21 protein-coding genes and 2 tRNA genes are annotated in these 21,141 nt (G+C 70.4%); 13 read left to right on the top strand and 10 right to left on the bottom strand.

Going from position 1 to position 21,141, the window contains the following annotated elements:
• Window positions 1-62: 62 nt before the first annotated feature.
• Entirely contained in the window at window positions 63-1,754 is a 1,692-nt protein-coding gene (locus P8R59_RS02075; RefSeq protein WP_278102504.1) for a phytoene desaturase family protein, read from the bottom strand.
• Between the two features lie 65 nt (window positions 1,755-1,819).
• Between P8R59_RS02075 and P8R59_RS02070 the strand changes: the two genes are divergently transcribed.
• From P8R59_RS02070 to P8R59_RS02055, 4 genes are all read left to right on the top strand, one after another.
• The gene (locus P8R59_RS02070; protein ID WP_278102503.1) at window positions 1,820-2,617 is read left to right on the top strand and encodes an inositol monophosphatase family protein; all 798 of its coding nucleotides are present in this window, start codon (window positions 1,820-1,822) and stop codon (window positions 2,615-2,617) included.
• 228 nt (window positions 2,618-2,845) lie between these two features.
• Window positions 2,846-4,342 carry a M23 family metallopeptidase gene (locus tag P8R59_RS02065; protein WP_278102502.1) on the top strand — a complete coding sequence of 499 codons (1,497 nt, stop codon included), beginning with the start codon at window positions 2,846-2,848 and terminating at the stop codon, window positions 4,340-4,342.
• Window positions 4,343-4,397: 55 nt separating this feature from the next.
• Window positions 4,398-4,469: transfer RNA gene (locus P8R59_RS02060), tRNA-Thr, on the top strand.
• A 30-nt stretch (window positions 4,470-4,499) separates the two neighbouring features.
• Window positions 4,500-4,576, top strand: a tRNA-Met gene (locus P8R59_RS02055).
• 246 nt (window positions 4,577-4,822) lie between these two features.
• Here P8R59_RS02055 and P8R59_RS02050 read toward each other — a convergent pair.
• Window positions 4,823-5,740: a CPBP family intramembrane glutamic endopeptidase gene (locus P8R59_RS02050; protein ID WP_278102501.1), complete on the bottom strand. Its 918-nt coding sequence runs from the start codon at window positions 5,738-5,740 to the stop codon at window positions 4,823-4,825.
• A gap of 249 nt (window positions 5,741-5,989) precedes the next feature.
• Between P8R59_RS02050 and P8R59_RS02045 the strand changes: the two genes are divergently transcribed.
• The 5 genes from P8R59_RS02045 (at window position 5,990) to P8R59_RS02025 (ending at window position 11,771) form a co-directional block, all read left to right on the top strand.
• Window positions 5,990-6,427 (top strand): SHOCT domain-containing protein, encoded by a 438-nt coding sequence (locus tag P8R59_RS02045; protein ID WP_083696726.1) that lies wholly within the window; start codon window positions 5,990-5,992, stop codon window positions 6,425-6,427.
• Between the two features lie 76 nt (window positions 6,428-6,503).
• Window positions 6,504-8,195, top strand: a complete 1,692-nt coding sequence (locus P8R59_RS02040) for an MFS transporter (RefSeq protein ID WP_278102500.1) — start codon at window positions 6,504-6,506, stop codon at window positions 8,193-8,195.
• Window positions 8,192-9,709, top strand: a complete 1,518-nt coding sequence (locus tag P8R59_RS02035) for a leucyl aminopeptidase family protein (protein WP_278102499.1) — start codon at window positions 8,192-8,194, stop codon at window positions 9,707-9,709. Before P8R59_RS02040 ends, P8R59_RS02035 begins: the two co-directional genes overlap by 4 nt.
• A 44-nt stretch (window positions 9,710-9,753) precedes the next feature.
• Window positions 9,754-11,319, top strand: a complete 1,566-nt coding sequence (locus P8R59_RS02030; protein ID WP_278102498.1) for an SLC13 family permease — start codon at window positions 9,754-9,756, stop codon at window positions 11,317-11,319.
• On the top strand, window positions 11,316-11,771 hold the full coding sequence (locus tag P8R59_RS02025) for a hypothetical protein (protein WP_278102497.1): 456 nt from the start codon (window positions 11,316-11,318) through the stop codon (window positions 11,769-11,771). Before P8R59_RS02030 ends, P8R59_RS02025 begins: the two co-directional genes overlap by 4 nt.
• Before the next feature lie 14 nt (window positions 11,772-11,785).
• On the opposite strand, the gene P8R59_RS02020 is transcribed toward P8R59_RS02025, so the two are convergent.
• The 4 genes from P8R59_RS02020 to P8R59_RS02005 form a co-directional block, all read right to left on the bottom strand.
• Window positions 11,786-12,799 carry a hypothetical protein gene (locus P8R59_RS02020; protein ID WP_278102496.1) on the bottom strand — a complete coding sequence of 338 codons (1,014 nt, stop codon included), beginning with the start codon at window positions 12,797-12,799 and terminating at the stop codon, window positions 11,786-11,788.
• A complete protein-coding gene (locus tag P8R59_RS02015) occupies window positions 12,796-13,956 on the bottom strand; it encodes a sensor histidine kinase (RefSeq protein ID WP_278102495.1) in 1,161 nt (386 codons plus the stop codon). Before P8R59_RS02015 ends, P8R59_RS02020 begins: the two co-directional genes overlap by 4 nt.
• A complete protein-coding gene (locus P8R59_RS02010; protein WP_278102494.1) occupies window positions 13,953-14,606 on the bottom strand; it encodes a response regulator transcription factor in 654 nt (217 codons plus the stop codon). Before P8R59_RS02010 ends, P8R59_RS02015 begins: the two co-directional genes overlap by 4 nt.
• 429 nt (window positions 14,607-15,035) lie before the next feature.
• Window positions 15,036-15,326, bottom strand: coding sequence for a hypothetical protein (locus P8R59_RS02005; RefSeq protein WP_077052720.1), 291 nt, complete (start codon window positions 15,324-15,326; stop codon window positions 15,036-15,038).
• A 135-nt stretch (window positions 15,327-15,461) separates the two neighbouring features.
• On the opposite strand from P8R59_RS02005, the gene P8R59_RS02000 reads away from it, so the two are divergent.
• Window positions 15,462-16,388: an aldo/keto reductase gene (locus P8R59_RS02000; protein ID WP_278102493.1), complete on the top strand. Its 927-nt coding sequence runs from the start codon at window positions 15,462-15,464 to the stop codon at window positions 16,386-16,388.
• Between the two features lie 10 nt (window positions 16,389-16,398).
• Here the strand turns inward: P8R59_RS02000 and P8R59_RS01995 are convergent, their stop codons facing one another.
• The 4 genes from P8R59_RS01995 to P8R59_RS01980 form a co-directional block, all read right to left on the bottom strand.
• Window positions 16,399-17,412, bottom strand: a complete 1,014-nt coding sequence (locus P8R59_RS01995; protein ID WP_278102492.1) for a hypothetical protein — start codon at window positions 17,410-17,412, stop codon at window positions 16,399-16,401.
• Window positions 17,399-17,914: an RNA polymerase sigma factor gene (locus P8R59_RS01990; RefSeq protein ID WP_077052334.1), complete on the bottom strand. Its 516-nt coding sequence runs from the start codon at window positions 17,912-17,914 to the stop codon at window positions 17,399-17,401. The genes P8R59_RS01995 and P8R59_RS01990 overlap by 14 nt, the downstream gene beginning before the upstream one ends.
• A gap of 292 nt (window positions 17,915-18,206) precedes the next feature.
• Window positions 18,207-19,049: an NAD-dependent epimerase/dehydratase family protein gene (locus P8R59_RS01985; RefSeq protein WP_278102491.1), complete on the bottom strand. Its 843-nt coding sequence runs from the start codon at window positions 19,047-19,049 to the stop codon at window positions 18,207-18,209.
• Between the two features lie 121 nt (window positions 19,050-19,170).
• Window positions 19,171-19,578 carry an Asp23/Gls24 family envelope stress response protein gene (locus P8R59_RS01980; protein ID WP_278102490.1) on the bottom strand — a complete coding sequence of 136 codons (408 nt, stop codon included), beginning with the start codon at window positions 19,576-19,578 and terminating at the stop codon, window positions 19,171-19,173.
• 120 nt (window positions 19,579-19,698) lie between these two features.
• On the opposite strand from P8R59_RS01980, the gene P8R59_RS01975 reads away from it, so the two are divergent.
• Genes P8R59_RS01975 through P8R59_RS01965 form a run of 3 tightly spaced genes read left to right on the top strand, consistent with a single transcriptional unit; the run spans window position 19,699 to window position 21,132 of the window.
• Entirely contained in the window at window positions 19,699-20,241 is a 543-nt protein-coding gene (locus P8R59_RS01975) for an RNA polymerase sigma factor (RefSeq protein ID WP_076494424.1), read from the top strand.
• A 4-nt stretch (window positions 20,242-20,245) separates the two neighbouring features.
• Window positions 20,246-20,815, top strand: a complete 570-nt coding sequence (locus tag P8R59_RS01970) for an Asp23/Gls24 family envelope stress response protein (protein WP_278102489.1) — start codon at window positions 20,246-20,248, stop codon at window positions 20,813-20,815.
• A complete protein-coding gene (locus P8R59_RS01965; protein ID WP_278102488.1) occupies window positions 20,815-21,132 on the top strand; it encodes a hypothetical protein in 318 nt (105 codons plus the stop codon). Before P8R59_RS01970 ends, P8R59_RS01965 begins: the two co-directional genes overlap by 1 nt.
• Window positions 21,133-21,141 lie beyond the last annotated feature (9 nt).

Below are 21,141 nucleotides of genomic sequence, written 5' to 3'. Positions count from 1 at the left end.
GTTCGAATTAAGTGCTGAATCTCACCTTCGCGGAAAGCAAGATCACCCGCTCGTGGGGCCCCCTATCCCCGACCCAGGATCTCCAGCGCGGCCATCGCCGCGTTCTGCCCTCCGATGCCGCTCACGGCACCACCGCGTCGGGCCGATGAACCGCAGATCAAGATGCGGCGGTGCTCGGTGTCGACGCCCCACCGTTCCGCGGCGCCCAGCTGATCCCCGCCGCCACCCGCAGCCCCGCCGCCACCCGCAGCCCCGCTACCACCCGCAGCCCCGCCGCCACCCGCAGAACCCCCGCCACCCGCAGAACCCCCGCCACCCCCGTCGCCGTCGAGCCACGGCCAGGACAACCCGCCGTGGAAGATGTCGCCGCCGATCATCCCGAGCGAGCGCTCGAGGTCGGTCGTCGTGCGCGCCTCGATGCACAGGCGCCCGTCGGGGGCTTTCATGATGCAGTCCCGCAGCGGTTCGGCGAGCACCGAGTCCAGCGACTGCTGCGCGGCGGCGAGCAGTCGCGCGCCGGCGGCGACGGGGTCTTCCTCCTCGATGAGTCGGTGCGGAACCTGGAGCCCGAAGAGCGTCAGGGTCTGCGCCCCGCTCGCCCGCAGGTCGTCGCCGAGGATCGTCGGGTCGGTGAGGGAGTGGCAGTAGATCTCGGCCGGGAGCGGCGAGGGCACGAGTCCGGCGGAGGCGGCGACGTAGGCGGCATCCAGTTGGGTCATCGTCTCGTTGACGTGGAACGTTCCGGCGAACGCGGCTTCGGGCGAGACGGACGTGTCCTTGAGCCGGGGCAGCCGCGACAGGAGCATGTTGACCTTGATCTGCGCGCCCTCGGGCTGAGGGGCCGTCGTCGGTGCGCCGCCCGCCGTGAGGAGGCGCGCGAGCACCGCGCGGCCCACGCCGCTCAGCACGACCTCGCCGACGAACGCCTCGGACCGGTCGGTGACCGCGTGCACCTCGCCCGACGGTGACACGGCGATCACCTCGACGCCCGTGCGGATCTCGGCACCCGCCTCGCGGGCCGCGCGTTCGAGCTCGGCCGTCACCGCGCCCATGCCGCCCACGGGGACGTCCCAGTGCCCGGTCTCTCCGCCGATGACGTGGTACAGGAAGCACCGGTTCTGCGCGAGCGACGTGTCGTCGGACGACGCGAACGTCCCGATGAGTCCGTCGGTCAGGGCGATCCCGCGCGCCAGGTCGCTCTCGAACGATGCCCGCAGCAGGTCGCCGAGGGGGCGTTGCGTGAGCGCCTCCCACAGCTCGTCGTCGCCGAGGCGCGCCCGCATCTCGTCGGCCGTGGGCAGCGGCTCGGTCATCGTCGGGAACACCGCGCGCCCGAGCGGCGCGAGCCGGTCGCCGAACGCCGCGAAGCGCTCGGCCTCGCCGGGATCGCCGAGCGTCCGGGCGAAGGACGCCGCGGTCGCTTCGGCATCTTGCGTGTCGATCAGGATGCCACGACCCGGGTCGGTGGGATCGGGTGTGTAGGAGGAGTACCTGCGGCGCTTCAGCTGGATGCGCAGGCCCAGATCGTCGATGATCTTCCGCGGCAGCAGGCTGACGAGATACGAGTAGCGGGAGAGGCGTGCGTCGACGCCGGGCCACGGGCGTTCCGACACGGCGGCGCCGCCGACGGCATCCTGTCGCTCGAGGACCACCACCGAGCGGCCCGCGCGGGCGAGGTAGGCCGCGGCGACGAGGGCGTTGTGCCCGCCTCCGACGATGACGACGTCGTATCGAGTGGTCTCCGGGGGGTTCATGTGCCCACGGTAGCGACGGGCGCCGACATCGCCCAGAGGGGTGGCATCCCAGTAGCGTGGATGCCATGACCCGCGCCGCAGACCTGCTCGAGATCGCCACTCGCATCGCCCAGGAGGCCGGCGATCTGGCCGCGCAGCGGCGGCGCGAGGGCCTCGAGATCGCGACGAAGTCGGTCGCGGCCGACATCGTCACCGCCGCCGACAAGGAGGTTGAGGCCTTCGTGCGGGCCGAGCTGGCGCGGGAGCGTCCCGAGGACGGCTTCTACGGCGAGGAATCCGCCGCGCAGGAGAGCCGGAGCGGCATCACCTGGGTCGTCGACCCGATCGACGGCACCGTGAATTACGCCTACGGGATTCCGGCGTGGGCCGTCAGCATCGCCGCCGTCGAGGGGTCCGCCGACACGGCGACCTGGAGCGCGGTCGCCGGTGTCGTCTACAACCCCGTCTCGGGCGAGATGTTCCGGGCGTCGCGCGGCGGGGGAGCGTGGCTCGGCGAGACCCGTCTCTCGGTCACGGCCGAGGTCGGTCCCGCCGGTGGCCTCGTCGCCACGGGGTTCGGATACGACCCCGCCACGCACGCCCCGACCCTCGAGCTCCTGGCCCGCGTCATGCCGATCGCGCGCGACATCCGCCGCATCGGCGCCGCGTCGCTCGACCTGGCATCCGTCGCCGCCGGACGAATGGATGCCTACTACGAGAAGGGCACCAACCCGTGGGATCACGCCGCGGGCGTGCTGCTCGTCGAAGAGGCCGGCGGCATGGTCGGTGGGGCGCCGGGCGGGCGTCCGGGGAAGGGCATGGTCATCGCCGCGGGTCCCGGGTTCTACGGGCGACTCGAGCAGATCCTCGAACCGGAGCTGTGAAAGCCGACGCCTTCATGGCATTCCCAGTGAGGCCGGGGTAGGGTAGTTATCTGTTCGTTATTTTCGCGACCCGAACCTGCGGAAATGGCAGAAGCCCGAAAGCCCGAAGCCGTCGCGCCTGCGACATGAACCGAGAGCCCCCGCGCGTTGCCGTCAGAAGCCCCCGAGACTGAGCCCGCCCGAACGCGGCGATCCAGTCGCCCCTCCGCCACGCCCGTCGCCCCCGAGTTGACGCGTGCCGAGCGCCGCCGCCGCACGGCCGAGACGATCGTCGAAGACGCCGCCCCCGAGTCGGTCGCGCTCGACCCGGCGCCCGTCGACGCCGACCACGCGTCGCAGCCCGAGATCGTCGAGCAGGTCGCCGCCGCCGTCGTCGAGACGGTGATCGCCGCCACGATCCAGCCGACCCTCCCCGCTCCGCGCCGGCGATCGTCGCGTGCCGCTGCGAGCTCCGCCGCCCCCGAGGTGACGGAGGCCGAAGCGATCGCGACGACCGAGGTCATGGCATCCGAGTCCTCGGCATCCGATGCCCTCGAGGTGACCGTCGTCGACGAGCGCCGCTCCGACGACGAGGTCGCGGTCATCCTGCAGAGCGCCGACGCGGCCGAGGCGACCACGCCGGTCTCCCTCCCGACGTCGCCGATCACCCTTCCGGTGACGCGTCGCAGCCGTCGTCGTCCCGCCGCCATCGAGGCTCCCGAGCCGGTCGCCGTGCCGGAGCCCGTCGAGCAGCCGGCCGCCGCGGATCCGGCGCCCGCCGCGGAAGAGCCTGCCGCCGCCGCCGAGCCTGCGCCCGCGGCTGAGCCCCGCCCGGCCGCCCCGGCGGACGAGATCGCCGACGAGTTCGAGGCCGCCGCGCGGCTGTTCTCGTTCACGGGCGAGAACGCCGTTCAGCGTCCCGCGCCCGAACCGGTCGCCGAGGCCACGCGGCCCGTCACCCAGGGCCTGCCCGTGGATGCCGCGCCCCGCCGCCGCAACGGCCGCCGCGTCGCCGCTGCCTCCTTCTCGGTCGGTGTCATGGGTCTCGTCGGTCTCCTCACGGTGGGGATGACGATGCCCGTCAGTGCCCTCGCCTCCGCCAACGGGACGACCAACGTCGCAGCTCCCGCGGACGTCGCGACCCAGAACCTCGCGGTCGCAGGAGGAGACGTCGGCGGCGGATCGATCCAGGCCTACGTCGCGCCCGCGCAGTCGCAGTCCGCGATCGTCGACCGCGCCGACGGGTACTCCGCGGCCACCTACGCGCAGGTCGCGGCCGACACCGGCATCAAGAACCCGAGCGACTTCTACGTCAACGACACCTCGGCGGCCATCCAGTGGCCGTTCGCGGTGGGCGTGGGCATCACCTACGGCTTCGGCATGCGCGACGGCGTCATGCACGAGGGCGCCGACTTCGTCCCGGGCGAGGGTGCTCCGATCCAGGCGATCGCCGACGGCGTCGTCCGCGAGGCCACCGAGGCCGGCGGCGGCTACGGCGTCGTGGTCGTCATCGATCACAAGATCGACGGCCAGCTCGTCTCGAGCCGGTACGCGCACATGCTGTACGGCTCGCTCCAGGTCAAGGCCGGCGACACCGTCCACGTCGGCCAGGTCATCGGCCACACGGGCAACACCGGCCACTCGTTCGGCGCCCACACGCACTTCGAGATCCTCATGAACGGGACGGTCGCCATCGACCCGATCGTCTGGCTCCGCGCGAACGCCGGACGCCACTCGCTCGATTAGAAGCAGTCGCCAAGCTCTGATATTCTCTTCTAGTTGCCTGGAGCGATCCGGGTACGCCCCGATAGCTCAGTGGCAGAGCACTTCCATGGTAAGGAAGGGGTCGTCAGTTCAATCCTGACTCGGGGCTCACAGCATCTCCTTCACGGGGATGCCGCGCGGCGGGGTAGCTCAGTTGGTGAGAGCGCACGACTCATAATCGTGAGGTCGCGGGTTCAAGCCCCGCTCCCGCTACCACACTTGTTCTACTCGAACAGATGGCCTTCGAATCAAGGTCTGTCTTTTCGGTAGGCGAAGCGTCGGAGATTCCTCCAGCGCTTCTTTCGTTGTTCTTCACGCGGAGCGCTGCTCGGCGCATACCTGCGGGCAGCTTTCGCTGAACGGAGTCGGGCACGGACGTGAAGCGGGCGGGCGGCCTCGAGGGCGGCAGGCACCTCACGGCCTCGTGAGGATCCTGGTCGCGGCGGCGCCGAACGCGCGCCCTCACACTTCCGTCGGAGCCGCGCGCTTCTCTCGTCTCTCGCGCGCGTCCTGCCGGATGCAGCTGATCAGCAGCACGAGCACGAGCGCCCAGAGAAGTGCTTGGACGACGACGTTGATCGGCGAAGGGTCGAGGTTGTCTGCGGATCTGGAGGTGAGGTCGCCGCTTGATACGCGGAGGGTGAAGTCGTTGAGTGCGTGGAGTCCCATCGCGATCCACAGCCGGCCGGTCGCCCGGAAGACGCCGTAGAACACGGCGCCCGATGTCGCTGTGACGACGACCTGGAACGCGACGAAGCCGGCCCCGGTCCCGGCGAGGACGCTGCCGAGGGCGTGAGCCGCACCGAACATCAACGAGGTGACGAGGAGCGTCACCGTTTCGCCATGATGGGCACGGAGGCTGGCGCGGAGAACACCGCGGAAGTACAGCTCTTCTCCCACGCCCACCAGGATGTTGACGAGCACGATCACGACGAGCATCGCGGCGCTCCAGGCTCCCCAGGGGGTGCCCGCAAGAAGGACGATCGACTGGATCAGCAGAAGCGCCGGGAACGCGAGCATCCACCATCGCCGGGGATGTGTCTCGAATGCCGCGGGCGTGCGCCAGACGTGCTTCGTCCACCCTGCCCACCACACGAACCAGACACCGGCCGCGACGAGCGGGATCAGCACCGGGAAGTGGCCGAGGGAGAGCTCGGCGACGTCGTCCTCCGTCGAGATCCCTTCGGTCAGGAGCTCGGCGACACCGCCGGCAAGGGCGACGTAGACGATCGCGGCGACCAGTCCCACCCAGAACCGTCGGGGCACCCGCTCCGCGAGTGTCTCGGTCGTCGGCGGATGCGCGTTCGCCGGCGTGTGGCGTCGATCGGAGGGCCCTGTCGTCACCACAACTCCGTTCCGCGCCGCGAGGGAGTCGCTCATCGACGCCGCGTCTCCCTTCATCCTCGCAGCATCGGTCGATCGAGTGCGAGACCGGGCTCCCGGCGGGGTCTCGATGCGAACCTCCCACGAGACGAGGTTCCACACGGGTGAAAGCGGTCGTCGCCTCGCGCGACACCGCCCCCACTTCTAGGGGTTCTCGGCCCCGATATCGCCGTTCCGCCCTGCGCGCCGAGGGGGCGGCTTTTATTCTGGCGAAGCTTCGCGTCGTCAACCCGAAAGGCACGTCCCGTGCGATTCTCCGAGACCATCACTCCCATCTCCGCCGTCGAATACCACGGATTCTGGGGTTCGTTCTGGGACCTGATCTGGTGGTTCCTGGCCGTCTTCATCTTCATCAGCTACCTCTTCGTCCTCTTCTCCGTCATCGGCGACCTCTTCCGCGATCGGAAGCTGAACGGGTGGGCGAAGGCGGCGTGGGTCATCTTCCTGGTGTTCTTCCCGATCCTCACCGCGCTGGTGTACCTCATCGTCCGCGGTCGCGGGATGGGGGAGCGCAGCCAGGCGCAGGCCGCCCGGTACGAGGAGGCCCAGGCCGCCTACATCAAGTCCGTCGCGGGTCAGACGCTCACGCCCGCGGATGAGATCGCGAAGGCGAAGGCGCTCCTGGATGCCGGGACGATCTCGCAGGCCGAGTTCGACCGGCTGAAGGTCAAGGCGCTCGGCTGAGCCGAGCTTCCACCATCCGAAGGAGAGCGCCGGCGCCCGGCGCCGGCGCTCTCGAAGTCCCACTGGGAAGGTCACGATGACGGATACGAAGACCTCGGCCGCGACGACCACGGGCACCGCGTCGTGGCTTCCGCTCATCGTCGTGGTGTTGACGCAGGTTCAGGCGTCTTTCGCCGTGAACGCGCTCACCGTCTCGATGGCGGGGATCACGACCGATCTGAACACTCCGGCGACCTCGGTCGGAACGGCCATCACCGCGGGCACGTTCGCGATGGCCGCCTTCATCCTTCTGGGGGCGAAGATCGGTGCGCGCTTCGGCACCCGCGGTGTCTTCCAGATCGCCGTCGCCATCCACGCGGCGGCCATGGCGGGCGTCGCGTTGAGCCTCAGCCCGGCGATGCTGTTCATCGCGCAGGCGTCGTCGGGTGCCGTCATCGCACTGATCGCGCCGGCGTTGACGGTGTTCATCGCCACCAACTACAGCGGTGATCGTCAGGCGAAGGCGATCGGGCTCCTGGCCGCGGCCATCCCGCTCGCCGGCATCCTCGCCCTCCTCCTGGCCGGCTGGTTCGCCGAGACCATCGGGTGGCGGTACTCCTTCGCCCTCATGGTCGCCCTCGGCGTGGTCAACCTGGCGCTCAGCTTCCGGTTGAAGCGCGTCCCGGCGCAGCGCGATCTCCGCATCGATTGGACGGGCGCGCTCCTGGCGGCGGTGTCCATCATCCTGCTGAGCTTCGGCTTCTCGGGGCTGAACTCGTGGGGCCTGTGGCTGGCCACCGCGCAGGCGCCCTTCGACGTCCTGGGCGTCTCGCCCGCGCCGCTCCTGATCATCCTCGGACTGATCGGCGGCCAGCTCTTCTTCCTGTGGGTCGGCAAACGTCAGCGCGAGGGTGCCCCGCGCATCTTCGACCTGCGGGTGCTGGCATCCGGAACGGAACTCGCCATCACGGCGTGCATGTCGATCATGCTGTTCGTCGGCACCGCGGCCAACTTCCTCATCCCGCTGTACATGCAGGTGGTGCAGGGGCTGACCGGCATCCAGACGTCGTTCTCGATCATCCCGTACACGATCTCGATCTTCCTGGCGTCGACGTTCGTCGCCTACCTCTACAAGGTCGCGCCGCCGCGGATCATCGGGGCGGTCGGGTTCGTGGTGGTCGCGGCGGCGCTGTCGCTGATCGCGTTCACGATCCGGGGCGACTGGGGTCAGGCGTTCATCGTCGTGGGGCTCGTCCTCCTCGGCCTCGGGCAGGGATCGATCGTCGCCCTCGTGTTCAACACGCTCCTCTCGTCCGCTCCGAAGCAGCTCGCGGGCGATGTGGGGGCCTGGCGCGGTCTCGTCCACAACCTCAGCGGTTCCGTCGGAATCGCCGTGGCGAGCGCCTTCGCCGTCGGCATCCTGGCCGCGACCCTGCAGGCGAGCGCCGAGGCGCACCCCGAGATCTCTCCTCAGCTGATCAGCGAGGTCAACATCAACGAGGCCGACTTCCTCACGAACGCCCAGTTGGAGGCGGTCCTTCGGACGACGAGCGCGTCCGAGGCCGAGACCGCCGCCGCGATCCAGGTGAACGAAGAGGGCCGTGTGCTCGCGCTCAAGGTGTCGCTGCTCGCGCTCGCGGGCCTCGCGCTGCTGGCGATCATCCCGGCGACCCGCATGCCGGGCCGTATCGCCGGAGAACTGCCCGAGAAGGTGGAGCCCGACGATCCGGATGCCATCGACGCGAGCATCCCCCTCAACCCGGTGGCCCAGAAGGAGGCGTCCTCATGACGCAGGGAACAGCATCCATCGACTCCCCGTCCGTGCCGGGCCTCGTCGAGCTCGACGCGGTCGTCGTCACCCGGGGTGACGGCGCGGAGGACGCCGAGGCCGTCGGCTACGTGGTCTTCGCCGAGGGCGAGGTGCCATCGGCGCTCGGACTCGATCGCGCGGCGCTCGTGCGCGCCGGCTTCGACGCGAAGGTGGGGAGCACGCTCTCCCTCCCGGTCGCGTCCGGGCCCGATCTCGTCGCGGTCGGCGGGGGCGCCCCGAGCGACCTGACCCCCGCGCTCCTGCGTGACGTCGCGGCGGCGTTCGCGCGCGCCGCGGCCCGTCGGGCGCGGATCGCGCTCGTCGTGGACGGTGGCGTGCCCGACGGCACGGGCGCCGTCGAGGCCGCCGCGCTCGTCGAGGGGATTCTCCTCGCGCGCTACGGATACACCGGTCTGAAGTCGGAGTCGAAGCGCGTCCCGCTCGCCGCGCTGCAGCTCTCGCTCGAGGGCGTCGCCGACGATGCCTTCGAGCGGGGGACGGCCACGGCACGCGTCGCCGCGCGCGCCGCCGTCGTGGCACGCGATCTCGCGAACACCCCGCCCGGACGCCTCACGGCGACACGGATGGCGGAGGTCGCCGTCGAGCTCGGTGCGACGTACGGGTTCGACGTCGAGGTGTTCGACAAGGCCGCCCTCGTCGAGCTCGGCTGCGGTGGTCTGCTCGGGGTGAACCAGGGGTCGTCCGAGGAACCGCGCATGGTCAAGCTTGTCTACCGTCCGGCGGGCGGTGGCGGCCGCCACCTGGGGCTCGTCGGCAAGGGCATCATGTACGACTCCGGCGGGATCAGCCTCAAGCCGTCCGACCCGATGCATCTCCTCATGAAGATGGACATGGCGGGGGCCGCGGCCGTGCTCGGCGCCTTCACCGCCCTGCGCGACAGCGGCGTCTCGGCCGCGGTCACGGGCTGGCTGATGTGCACCGACAACATGCCCTCCGGGACGGCGTACAAGCTGGGCGACGTCCTCGTCGCCCGCGACGGGACCACCGTCGAGGTGAAGAACACCGACGCCGAGGGGCGCCTGGTCATGATGGATGCGCTCGCGCTCGCCGTGGAGGACGAGGTGGATGCCATCCTCGACATCGCCACCCTCACCGGTGCCGCGCTGATGGCCCTCGGCGGGTCGACCGCGCCGGTCTTCTCCAACGACGAGGCCACGGCCGACCTGGTCATCGCGGCCTCCGCCGCCACCGACGAGCCGGTGTGGCGGCTGCCGCTAGAGAAGAAGTACCGGCCGCAGCTGGATTCCGCGATCGCCGACATGTCCAATCTCGGCGGTCCCTACGCGGGAGCGACGACCGCCGCGCTGTTCCTGTCGCACTTCGTGCGCGAGATCCCCTGGGCGCACATCGACATCGCCGGGACCATGCAGACGGAGAAGGACGATTCCTGGCGGTCGGCGGGGGCGACGGGCTTCGGCGCGCGTCTGCTGCTGCACGCCGCCGCGCACTTCGGATCGGACGCGTCCGCCTGACCGCGGACGTCCGACCTCCCCTCCTCCTTCGAATCGGTGCCGAGATGGACCCTGTCGTCGCGACGCTGACGATCCTGCTGCTGGCCGTCGTCGCCTTCGTGAGCAACCGAGTTCCGCTCGGCGTCGTGGCGATCGGTGTCGCGCTCGCGTTGTACTTCACGGGAGTGCTGCCGCTGTCGACGGCGCTCTCCGGCTTCGGCGACCCGACGGTCCTCTTCATCGCGGCGCTCTTCGTCGTGAGCGAATCGTTGGATGCCACGGGGGTCACGGCCTGGGCGGGGAAGATGGTGATCGCGCGAGCGGGCACCCGTCGCCTCTCTCTGCTCATCGTCCTCAGCCTGCTCGTGGCGGGGCTGACGGCCCTCATCAGCGTCAACGGCGCGGTCGCGGCGCTCCTCCCGCTGGTCGTCGTCGTCGCGGCGCGCGCGGGCATCCACACCTCTCAGCTGCTCATGCCGCTGGCCTTCTCCGCGCACGCGGGGTCGATGCTGCTGCTCACGGGGACGCCCGTGAACATCATCGTGTCGGAGGTGGCGGTCGAGAACGGCGGCCGCGCGTTCGGCTTCTTCGAGTTCGCCGCCGTGGGCGCGCCCCTGCTGATCGGCACCGTGGCGATCCTGGCGATCTTCGGCCGCCGCCTCCTGCCCGAGCGCAACGGCGGAGTGATGTCCGTCGACCTGTCCGACCACGCGCGGCTCCTCCGTCGGCAGTATTCGCTCGAGGGCGACACCGGGCTGATCCTGGGACCGGCTCGGGGCGTGACCGAGGTCATCGTGCCTCCGCGGTCTCCGCTGATCGGGGTGCGGCTGACTCCGGGAATGGTCACGCCCAGCGGCGATCTGGTGCTGTTGGCCGCGCGCCGCGGCGAGGAGGTCCTCCGCGAGGGCGAGTTCCGTGCGCGGCTCGGCGACGTGCTCCTGCTCCAGGGGGCGTGGGACGATCTGGTCGCCCGCACCGAGGGACCCGAGGTCCTGGTCGTGGACACCCCCGCGCAGCTGCGGCGTTCGGTTCCGCTGGGCGTCGGCGCCAAACGCGCGATGACGATCGTCGGACTCATGGTCGTGCTGTTGGCCACGGGGCTCGTTCCTCCCGCGGTCGCGGCTCTCCTCGCCGCGTGCGCGCTGGTCGTGACCCGGACGGTGTCACCGTCGCAGGCGTATCACTCGATCTCCTGGACGACGGTCGTGCTGATCGCCGGGATGATCCCGCTCTCCACGGCCTTCACCGAGACCGGCACGGCCGATCTCGTCGCCGGGTGGCTGCTCGCCGTCGTGGGCGACGCCGGTCCCCAGATCGCGCTGCTGGCCCTGGTCGTCCTCACCGTCGTGCTGGGCCAGCTCATCAGCAACACGGCGACGGTGCTGATCGTCGCGCCGATCGCGGTGGCCGTGGCGACGACCCTCGGTGCCTCCGTGCAACCGTTCATGATGGCGCTCACGGTGGCGGGAGCGGCATCCTTCCTCACGCCGATCGCGACCCCGGCGAACCTGATGGTGCTCGAGCCGGGCGGATACCGGTTCGGCGACTACTGGAAGCTCGGTATCCTCCTGGCCGTGTTCTTCGTCGTCATGGCCGTGTTCTACGTCCCCCTGATCTGGCCGCTCTCATGAGCGCCGCCTCACGCCGCGTCTCGTGGCCGAGAAGGCTGCGACTGCGGGCGACGGATCTCGTCGACGTCTTCGTCTACCTCGTGGTGCTGGGAGCCTTCATCCAGCTCCTCCCCGGTGTCATCGCGGAGTCGTTCCTCCTCGCCCTCCTCACCGCCGTCGTGCTCAAGATCGTGCTGGAGGTCGTGCTGACGGTGAAGAAGGCGACGGTCGCGAGACTGCGCGGTGCGCGCACGGGAGCGACGCGCGCGGTCAACATCGCCACGCTCGTCCTCCTGCTTCCCGGAAGCAAGTTCGTCGTCCTGGAGCTCGTCGCCCTCCTCTTCGGCGATGCCGTGAGGCTCGGCGGATTCTGGGCGGTGACCCTCCTGGTCGCGGTGCTGACCCTCGCTCGGGGACTGGTGAGGTCCGTCCTGGATTCCTCGCCCGGGCCGCACCGGGACACCGCTCTCTGACCTTCGGGAGGGTGTCAGGATGCCGAGGTGTCCGGCCGCATCCCGACGTCTCGGCCGGCGTGGTCGAAGGCCGCCCGCACCGTGCCACCGGTCGTACCGGCGACGGCGGACACCGCGGCCCTCCGCCCCGGGGGGAGCCTGCGCACGGTCACGTGCTCGAGCCCGGGCAGCTCGAGGATTCCCACGATCCGGTCGGCGAGGTCGTCCGAGATCCCCTCGTCGTCGATGGTCCCGCCGCCGATGAGGAGGACGCGGACACCCCCGTCGCGGGCCGCGTCGATGGCGGCGGTCACGCGCGGGTGGAACAGGTCTCCGGCGCGGAGCCGATCTCGGATCCGGCCCTCGACGATGCCGATCCGGCGCTGGGTGGGCTCGTCGAGGTATTCGGTGCCGGCGATGTCGAGGAGGACGGGTTCGCTCTCGTCGGTGACGCGGGCGAGTTCGTCCTGGTACGCGCGCGTCGCCGCCACGGCCGCCTCGGAGAGCATCTCGGCGCGCTCGCGGTCGGACCGCGCGGACGTCTCGCGTCCGACGATGCGGCGGAGGGTGCTGAGCCAGATGAAGCCGATGGCACCGGCGACGAGGGGCCCGGACACGATCCGTCCCCAGGACGGGTCGGTCTGGTCGCTCACGAGTGCCCAGGTGGTGCCGGCCGCGATGAGCAGGGCGAGGCAGACGCCGCCGACGAGCGGTCGGCCGCGGGGGATGAGGAGCGCGATCGGGTACGACGCGAAATCGAACAACCACACGATGTGCGACACGTCCGGGGAGGTCAGCACGATCACGGTGATCGTCGCCCCGAGAGTCACCACGGCCGCGGTCGGTGCCGCCGGGAGTCGCCCCCGGGGCGGCAGGGTCACCGCGACGGCCGCGACGGCCGCCAACGCGTAGGCGAGGACCACCGGGGCCGTGTCGACGTCGAAGGCATGCACCTCCAGACCGTGCGCGATCCCCGTCATCCACACGAACAGGAGGGCGACCCGCGCGGGGAGTCCGTCGAGGCCTGATCCGGCGGAGGGCGGAATCATGGATGCCACTCCACGACCACCGTCGTGCCCGCCGGCGTGCTGTCGATGCGGGCGTCGCCGCCAGGCAGGTCCCGCATCCGGCCGATCACGCTGGAGCGCACCCCCAGACGTTCGAGCGGAATCCGTTCGAGGACGAAACCCGGTCCGGTGTCCGTCAGCGATACCGAGAGGGCTCCGTGGACGGCGCGCACGCTCGCCTCCACCGCGCAGCCCGGGGCGTGACGTGCGACATTGCGTGCGGCCTCGGCCACCGCCGCGCACACCGTTTCGGTGGCCCGCCTCGGCACCAGCGAGGCATCACCGTCGCCCGTGAGCGTCGCCTCCGGCAGGATCTCCCGCAGCGTCGCCGCGATCCGGCTCTGCGCGTCCAGGCCGGTGATCATCGTCCCGTCGTCGGGTGCGACGAGTGTGCCTCGCAGACGGCGGAGAGTGCGCCCGGCTTCGGTCCGCACCACGTCGGGCGTCGGGCCGGTGAGATGGAGGGCGACGGAGAACACCGAGAGCAGCTCGTCGTGCACGACGCGCGCGAGCTGCTCCTCGCGGCGCGCCCGCGCATCCAGCAAGGCGCGACGCGCCTCCTCCGCGCGGGCGGCGTTCTCGGCCCGCGAGAGGGCGAGCAGACGCGACCGCATGGCGAGGAACAGCACGGCGAAGACGACGTTGCCCAGGTGCAGCGGCGTCTGGGCGGCGATGAGATCGGGTACCCGCCCCAGGAAGACGATCCCCGACAGTGCGGGGAGGAAGGCGGCCACGAGCGGGAAGATCACCGCCAGGGGAGGCGCGGTGAGCAGGACGAGATAGCAGACGGCCACGGATTCGAACCGCCAGACCCAGGGGAACAGCGCGTCCGGGTCGGGGCCGCGGTACGCGAGGAACACGGTCGTCTCCAGCACGATCACCAGAACCACGACCGCGCCCCACATGGTCTGCAGGACCGCCTCCGGCGCGCGCCCACCCACGACCGCACTCGTCAGGACGACGACGACCATCGCCGCCCCCAGCCCGTTCCACCAGAGGCTGAAGGAGCCGACCTGGCTCGTGGCCCGCGTGAACTCCGCCACGACCAGCACGACGGCCGAGAGCGACATGAGCATGCCGAGCGATCGGTCGACCGAGGGGCTTCGATCGCCGGGGCTGAGGGGATGCCGGATTCTCATCGTCCGAACTCGACGATGCCGTCCTCGACGGCCCGCCTGAGCAGATCGACCTTGGTGGTGGCCGTCCGCTCGACCGCGGCGTACTTGGCGCGCACTCGACGGATGTGGTCCAGAACGGTTTCGCGCGAGATGTGCAGCAGAAGTGCCACGTGTTCCGCCGTCTCGCCCGACGCGTAGAGTCCGAGGACCTCCGCCTCCCGCGTCGACAGGGCGGCATCGACGAAATGAGTGTCCTGATCCAGCGCGGCCGCCCAGTCCGTCGTCGCCGACACCTCTCCGTTGTGCACCGCTCGCACGGCGTCGATGACGACGCGGGGGGATTCGCTCTTCCGGATCATTCCGTCAGCCCCCGCCCGCGCGGCATCCCGTATCAATTGCGGACGGTCGCCGGACGTGTACGCGATGATCCGCGCGTGCGTTCCGGAGAGAGCGGCGATGTTCTCCGCCGGACTGGAGCGATCCGCCAGGACCAGGTCGAGTAGCACGACATCGAGCGATGGAGAATCACGGAGGAGCTGGTTGACGGTCGAGCCCGTCGTCAATACCCGGAGGTCGGGTTGGGCGTTGAGAAAAGCGGTCGCGCCGATCACCACCGCGGGATGATCGTCGACGATCCCGATGCGGATGATTTTTCTTCCCCCGGGCGGCACGCTCGAATGCTACCGCGGCAAGTCGCGAAAAAGCCCGAGGGTGGACGACGACGTCCCCTCGGGCTTTTTCTTTCTCTGCCGTTCGGGTCCGGCTCGAGTTAATTTATTTAGTTAAATCGGTTGAATTTTTATTCCGGTGGGCTTTCTTTGCTCACCGGACAGGCAGAGCCTGATTCAGCGAGATCTCGCGTGAATCGAAGAGCCCTCGTTTCGCCACGACCATGGTGTAACCCTGGGACCGTAATTCGTGAGCGACCTCCGGCGTCAGGGGACGACGATCGATCTTCTCCCACCCGGTGGCGAGCCGGTATCCGTGCGTGACGGTGCGTACGCGTGCCATTGACTTCCTCCCGCGCTCATCGTGGCAGCAAGTGGATCCATTTGCGAAATTCACTGGTTACGTAAACATGAACGGGATCTCTGAAGGGCCTATATTCGCGGGCGGCGGCCGTTTCCGGTGAGTTCTCCCCAATCGGCGGCCGGGCCGCCGCCGGGCCGGAGAGATGACAGGAATGCCATGTGCACCTGGAAACACGCCACTCGAAGAGAGCCGGCCCAGCCGATGACCTCGTCGTCGTGCACCGCCTTGTACATCACCCGGTCGCCGGGCGAAACGCGGCGGATCTCGACCCGCCCGTACTCGTGGCCGTGCGGGTCGATCATCCGCCACGTGCCGGTGGGACCCTCGACTGCGGCGAGGATCGGATGCCACTGCGTCACGGGTGCCGGAACCTTTCTCCGGCCGAGGAGGATCACGGTACCCCCGACCGCCGACACGGGCCACCGCTCGCGACGAGGAACCCGGACGGCGCGGGCGACCCGGTGCATGTCGGCGGCACGCACTAGCGTCGTGCCATGAGCGATGAGCCCGTCCCGGTCGCGGCCCTCGGGCTCGGCCTCGCAGCGGTGGGACGCCCCGCCTACATCACCACCGGTCGCGCCGCCGACCTCGGCGACGCCGCCGACCGCACGGTCCCGGCGATGCGCGCACGCAGCCACGACCTGCTCGATGCGGCGTGGGATCTCGGCATCCGCTACATCGACGTCGCCCGGTCGTACGGGTACGCCGAAGAGTTCCTGGGCGCCTGGTTGCACCGACACCCCGACCGTTCGTCGCAGATCACGGTCGGGTCGAAGTGGGGATACGCCTACGTCGGGGGATGGCGAATGGATGCCGCGGTGCACGAGCGAAAAGAGCACTCGGTCGCGATGCTCCGACGGCAGTGGCCCGAGACGCTCGCGGCGCTGGGACGCGCGCCCGACATCTACCTGATCCACTCCGTCACGCCCGACAGCCCGGCGCTCGGCGACGCCGAGCTTCTCGCCGACCTCCGACAGCTCGCCGAGGCGGGGGTCCGCGTGGGGCTGTCGACCAGTGGTCCGCATCAGGGCGCGGTGCTCGACGCGGCGCGGACCCTCGACGCCTCGCCGTTCTCGGTGGTGCAGGCCACGTGGAATCTCCGCGAGAGCTCGGTCGGGCCGGCGCTCGCGCGCGCCCACGACGAGGGGTGGACCGTCGTCGTGAAAGAGGCGCTCGCGAACGGGGAGCTCGTGGCCGATCCGCCGGCCGAAGCCGCGGGCGAGGCGGGCGACGTCTTCGCCCTGGGCGCCGCGCGTGCGCAGGCCGGCGTCGACATCGTCCTGAGCGGGGCGTCCACTCGCGACCAGCTGCGTCGCGGTGTGGAGGCCCCCGCGGTGCCGGTCGCGGATGCCGCGCTCCGACGGCTCGCGGACGATCCGGAGCGGTACTGGCGTCGGAGATCCGAGCGACCTTGGCGGTGAGGCGCGGCCGCTACGGCGCGGCGGGAGCGGGGGGCGCGTCCGGGCGGTCCTCGACGTCCCACAGCGTGTAGGAGGTCACGGAACCGGCCGGGAGCCCCAGGGTGTCGTCGGCGGCCCGCAGGCTCGTCTCGACCCCGAGGATCCGCCCCGAGTCCAGGGAGACGAGAAGGGTGGCATCCGTGTTCGGCGTACCGGTCGGAATGCCGCCCAGTCCGATCGCCGCGCGCCCCACCCGATCGGTCGTGCGGCCCAGGACCCGGACATCGGCGGCCTCCCGGACGACATCCAGGAGCGCGGACTCCTGTGCGTCGCTGAAGGTCCACTCGCCCAACAGGGTCTGCACTCCGATGATGGCGTCGCCGGAGGTGAGCGGCGTCTGCGGACCGATCGCCGTCGCCACCAGTTCCCGCATCGCGTCGATCGTCGCCGGCGGCGGATCGATCGAGAGCGGATGGAACTGTCCGCGGATGAAGGACGCGTCGCCCACCACCGTGCCCGGCGCGGGGTCGTCGGCGGGGACGGTGTCGCCGGCCGCGTCGGTCGATTCTGCCACCGTCGTGACCACCGAGCCCGACAGGTCGGTGTTCCACGACACGTCGACCCACTCGCGGCGGAACACCGTCGCGTCGGGCTCTCCGACGGTGGCGCTGAAGAACCATCCGAGCGTGAGCGATCGGCGCACCGCGTCGTCGCGCCCGGGGTTGTGCGCGAGACGATCCTGCGCGGCGGTGAGGAGGGTGGGCACGTCGTCGTCCACCGCCGCGTACTTCAGCGGCTCGGGCGTCAGCGCGGTCGCCGTCGGCGCGGGCCACCAGACGATGGTGCCCACCACGAGCGCCACCACGGCGACGGCGGCGGCGGCGAGGCCCGGCAGCACACGCCGGCGGCGGGCGGCGATCGACCGCGGGGGTCGCTCGAGGATCTCCCGGAGGCGCCGCTCGGCGGCGAGGGGCACCGGCGCGTCCGCCGGCGTCCGCGCGGGGTCGAGAGCACGCAGCGCGCGTGCGAGGTCATCGTCGCTCACCGGGCACCTCCTCCCACGGAGTGCGAGCGTCCTGCAGCGCGGGACGCAGCCGCGTCCGCACCCTGTTCAGGCGGGTCCAGACGCTTCCGGGACTGATTCCCATGACCACGGCCACCTCCGCGGCGGACAGGTCTTCCCAGTACGTCAGCCAGAGGATCTCCCGTTCGTGATCCGGCAGAGCGCGGACGGCCTCCACCAGTCGTCGGGTCATCTCCGAGTCGGATCCGGCCGCGAGGGTGCGCACGTGGTGCTCGATGTGGATCCACAGCGCCTCCTCCCGGTCGCGGCGTCGGTATTCGTTGGCGATGAGGTTGCGCGCCGTGCGGTACAGCCACGGCAACCCGAACGGCTCGGACGGCACGTGCTTGCGCCACGCGATCTCGAAGCAGTCCATCGTGAGGTCGGCGGCCGCTTCGCTGTCGGATACCCGGCGTTCGATGAACCGTCGGACGGCGGTGTAGTGCTCGCGGAACAGCCCGACGAACTCGCTCTCGTCCTTCATGGGCGCGCGTTCCCGTGCGCTCGACAGTGCTGTGTCGGCCGCACCCGGATCCTTACACGCCGGCGTCGCCGAACTTTTTCCGGAGAGGCTGTAAGGAATCCCGATCGGCAGACACCACACAGACGGGGGCGGGCGCCCCAAGGACGCCCGACTGCCCGCGCCAGGCGGATGTTCGGATCTGAGGCCGGCGGGTGAGGGGTTGCGTCGCGTGGGGGTGACGCAATCCCTCGAATCTCCACGTGTTCCAGGATGCCAGAGCCCCCCGCGCGGGCGCGGATGGGTCGTGCGCCCCTCAGCGGCCGTCGCGCCAGGAGTGCTGCGGCTCGTATCCCAGCAGGCGGCGGGCCTTGTCGATCGACAGTAGGGTGCGGGTGTCATCCAGGCCGGTGCGCGTCTCGACACCCGGGAAGACCTCGGCCACGAGCTCGGCATTGGGGCGCGTCATCACGGTGTCGGCGGCGGCGATGATGAACGTGTCGAAGCCCGCGGGGGCGTTCTCGAGCGCACGCTGCACGGCCTGGGCGCCGTCGCGCGCGTCGATGTAGCCCCACAGGTTCCACTTCCGCGTCCGCGCGTCGGCGTCGAACGGGAACTCGGCGTAGTCCTCCGGCACCATGACGTTCGAGAAGCGGAGCGCCGTGATCGACAGCTCGGGGTGCCAGCGCACGAGCTCGGTCGCGAGCCGTTCCTCGAGCACCTTCACGAGCGAGTACACCGACTCGGGGCGGGGGGCGTAGTCCTCGTCCACGGGGATGTAGGGCGGGTCGATGTCGAAGGGGAGACCCAGCACGGTCTCGCTCGAGGCGTACACGACGCGGTGGATGCCGAGCCGCACCGCGGCCCAGAACACGTTGAACGTGCTCGTCATGTTGTTGTGGAAGGTCGCGATGTCGGACCGGATGCCGGGAGCCGGGATGGCGCCGAGGTGCACGAGCGCGTCGATGCCGTCGTGCTGATCGTTGACCCCCGCCAGGGCATCGATGACCTGGCCGTAATCGGTGAGGTCGACCTGCACGAAGCCGGGCCCGCGCTCGCCGCGGACGTCGAGGCCGATGACCTCGTGACCCGCGGCGCGCAGCTCCCGCGCGACGACGGTACCGAGTTTGCCGGACGAGCCGGTGAGAGCGATGCGCATGGGCGTCCTTCGATCGGGGGCGTGATCACGACGTTACCGGCAGCCCGGCGCCGCGCGGCCGCCTCGACGGCGAAAGGCCCGCGCCGTCGCGTGTCGCGGCGCGGGCCTCGGGGAAGCGGCGTCAGTTGACGCGGGCCTCGGGCTGCTCGTCGTCGTCGTCGTCGCCCGGGATGTAGACGTCCACGACCGTGACGTTGATCTCGGCGACCTTCATGCCGACCAGCTCGGTGATCGCCTGGTGCACGGCGGCGCGGACGTTCGAGGCCACGCGCTGCAGCTGCTCGGGGTAGTCGACCTGGATGTCGATGTCGGCGGCGACCTCGGTCTCGCCGACCTCGACGCTCACGCCCTGCGCGTGGTCCTTCGCGCCGACGGCCTGACGGATGTTGCCGATGACGCGGGCGGCTCCGCCGCCGAGCGCGTGCACGCCGGGGACCGAGGCGGCGGCGATGCCGGCGACCTTGGCGACCACGGGGTCGACGATGACGGTCTTGCCGACCTCGGGGGTGGTGGGAGTGGTGGATGCCATGAGTTCGTCCTTTCGTCAACCGTCCGCGCGCTTCGGGCGCGGGGTGTTTCGCTATGGGGACGAGCCGGATTCGCGATTCGTCACGAAACCCGACCTGGAAATCTGCTGACAGGAACAGGCATGACCTCTTTGTCCACCGCGACCGACGCGTTCCTCGCGTCGCGCGCGGCTGACGGTGATCAGATCGCCTTCGGGGTGCTCGTGCGTCGTCACGCCCCGTTCCTGGTCGCCTTCGCCACGAAGCTGACCGGCTCCCGCGCCGACGCCGATGACTGCGTGCAGGAGGCGCTCATCACCGCGTGGCGGCGACTGCCCGACCTCGCCGATCCCGAGAAGGTGCGCAGCTGGCTGACGACCATCGTGTCCCGCAAGGTGACCGATCGGATGCGTTCGCGGAAGATCTCGGAGCAGATCGACGAGGAGATGGTGTCGGTCGGAGATGACCCGGAGCGCTCGGTTGTGGCATCGTCGCAGATGGACGCGTTGAAGAAGGTCCTGGCCGATCTCCCCGAAGAACTGCGCGTCGTGTGGGTGCTGCGCGAGATCGGCGGCCACAGCTACGACGAGATCGCGACCGAGGTCGGCGAGACCGCCGCCACCGTACGCGGGCGGCTCGCCCGGGCGCGTAAGACCGTGTTGGAACGCATGCAGGAGTGGAGGTGATCGAATGAGTGACGACGTGGACGACGTGGGCGGTTCGGGATTCTCGCTCGAGGATCTCTCCGCGTATCTCGATCGAGGGCGTACCCCCCGGATCCCCGCGATCGAGCGCAATGCCGAGTGTCAGGCCCTCCTGGCATCCATGGAGCGGATGGGCCACCTCTCGCGCGAGATCATCGACGAGCAGGCCGCTGAACCATTGGCGGAGTCCTGGTACGACGAGATCATGCGCGAAGTGATGCGCGAGTTCCGCGCCGGGCGCGACATCCCCCTCGCGCGCACCGCGGACGGCACGCAGCTCGTGGTGACCGAGGGTGCCCTCTACGAACTGATCCGCACGGTCGGGGACGATGTTCCGGGCGTGCTGGTCGGCCGTGTCCGCATCGACCAGCCGGAGCCCACGGGACCGCTGGACGTGCGGGTGACCGTGAGCGTCCTGTTCGGGTACCCGATGCAGGGCACGGTGGAGCTCATGCGCGACGGCATCCGTGCGGCGATCGAGCGCCACGGCGAACTTCGGGTGGGGCGCGTGGACGTCACCGTCGGTGACGTGCACGTCGATGTGGAGGACGAATGATGACGGAAACCGCTGCCGACCTCGCACCGCGCATCGACCTGGCCGTGACCGCCGTCGCCGGCGTCCGCGAGTCGTACTCGGCGCGACCCGTCGTGGCGCGTGCGTACGAGCGGATGGCCGAGGTCGAGGGTTCGCTCGCGGCGGTCGACGAGACCGCGGGTGCCCGCGCGGTGACCGTTTGCATCGGCGTGTCCACTGATGACGACAGCGCGGCCGTCGCGTCGGCGGTCGCCGAGGCCGTGCGCCAGGCCGGAGCGAACGCCCCGACCGACACCGTGCGCGTCCGGGTCGCGCGCCTGGTGGCCCCGCGATCCTGAGCGCTCGCG

This window comes from Microbacterium proteolyticum (assembly GCF_029639405.1).
GTDB lineage: Bacteria > Actinomycetota > Actinomycetes > Actinomycetales > Microbacteriaceae > Microbacterium.
The sequence above is the reverse complement of the archived record's forward strand: the minus strand, read 5'-3'. Positions and strand labels throughout refer to the sequence as shown.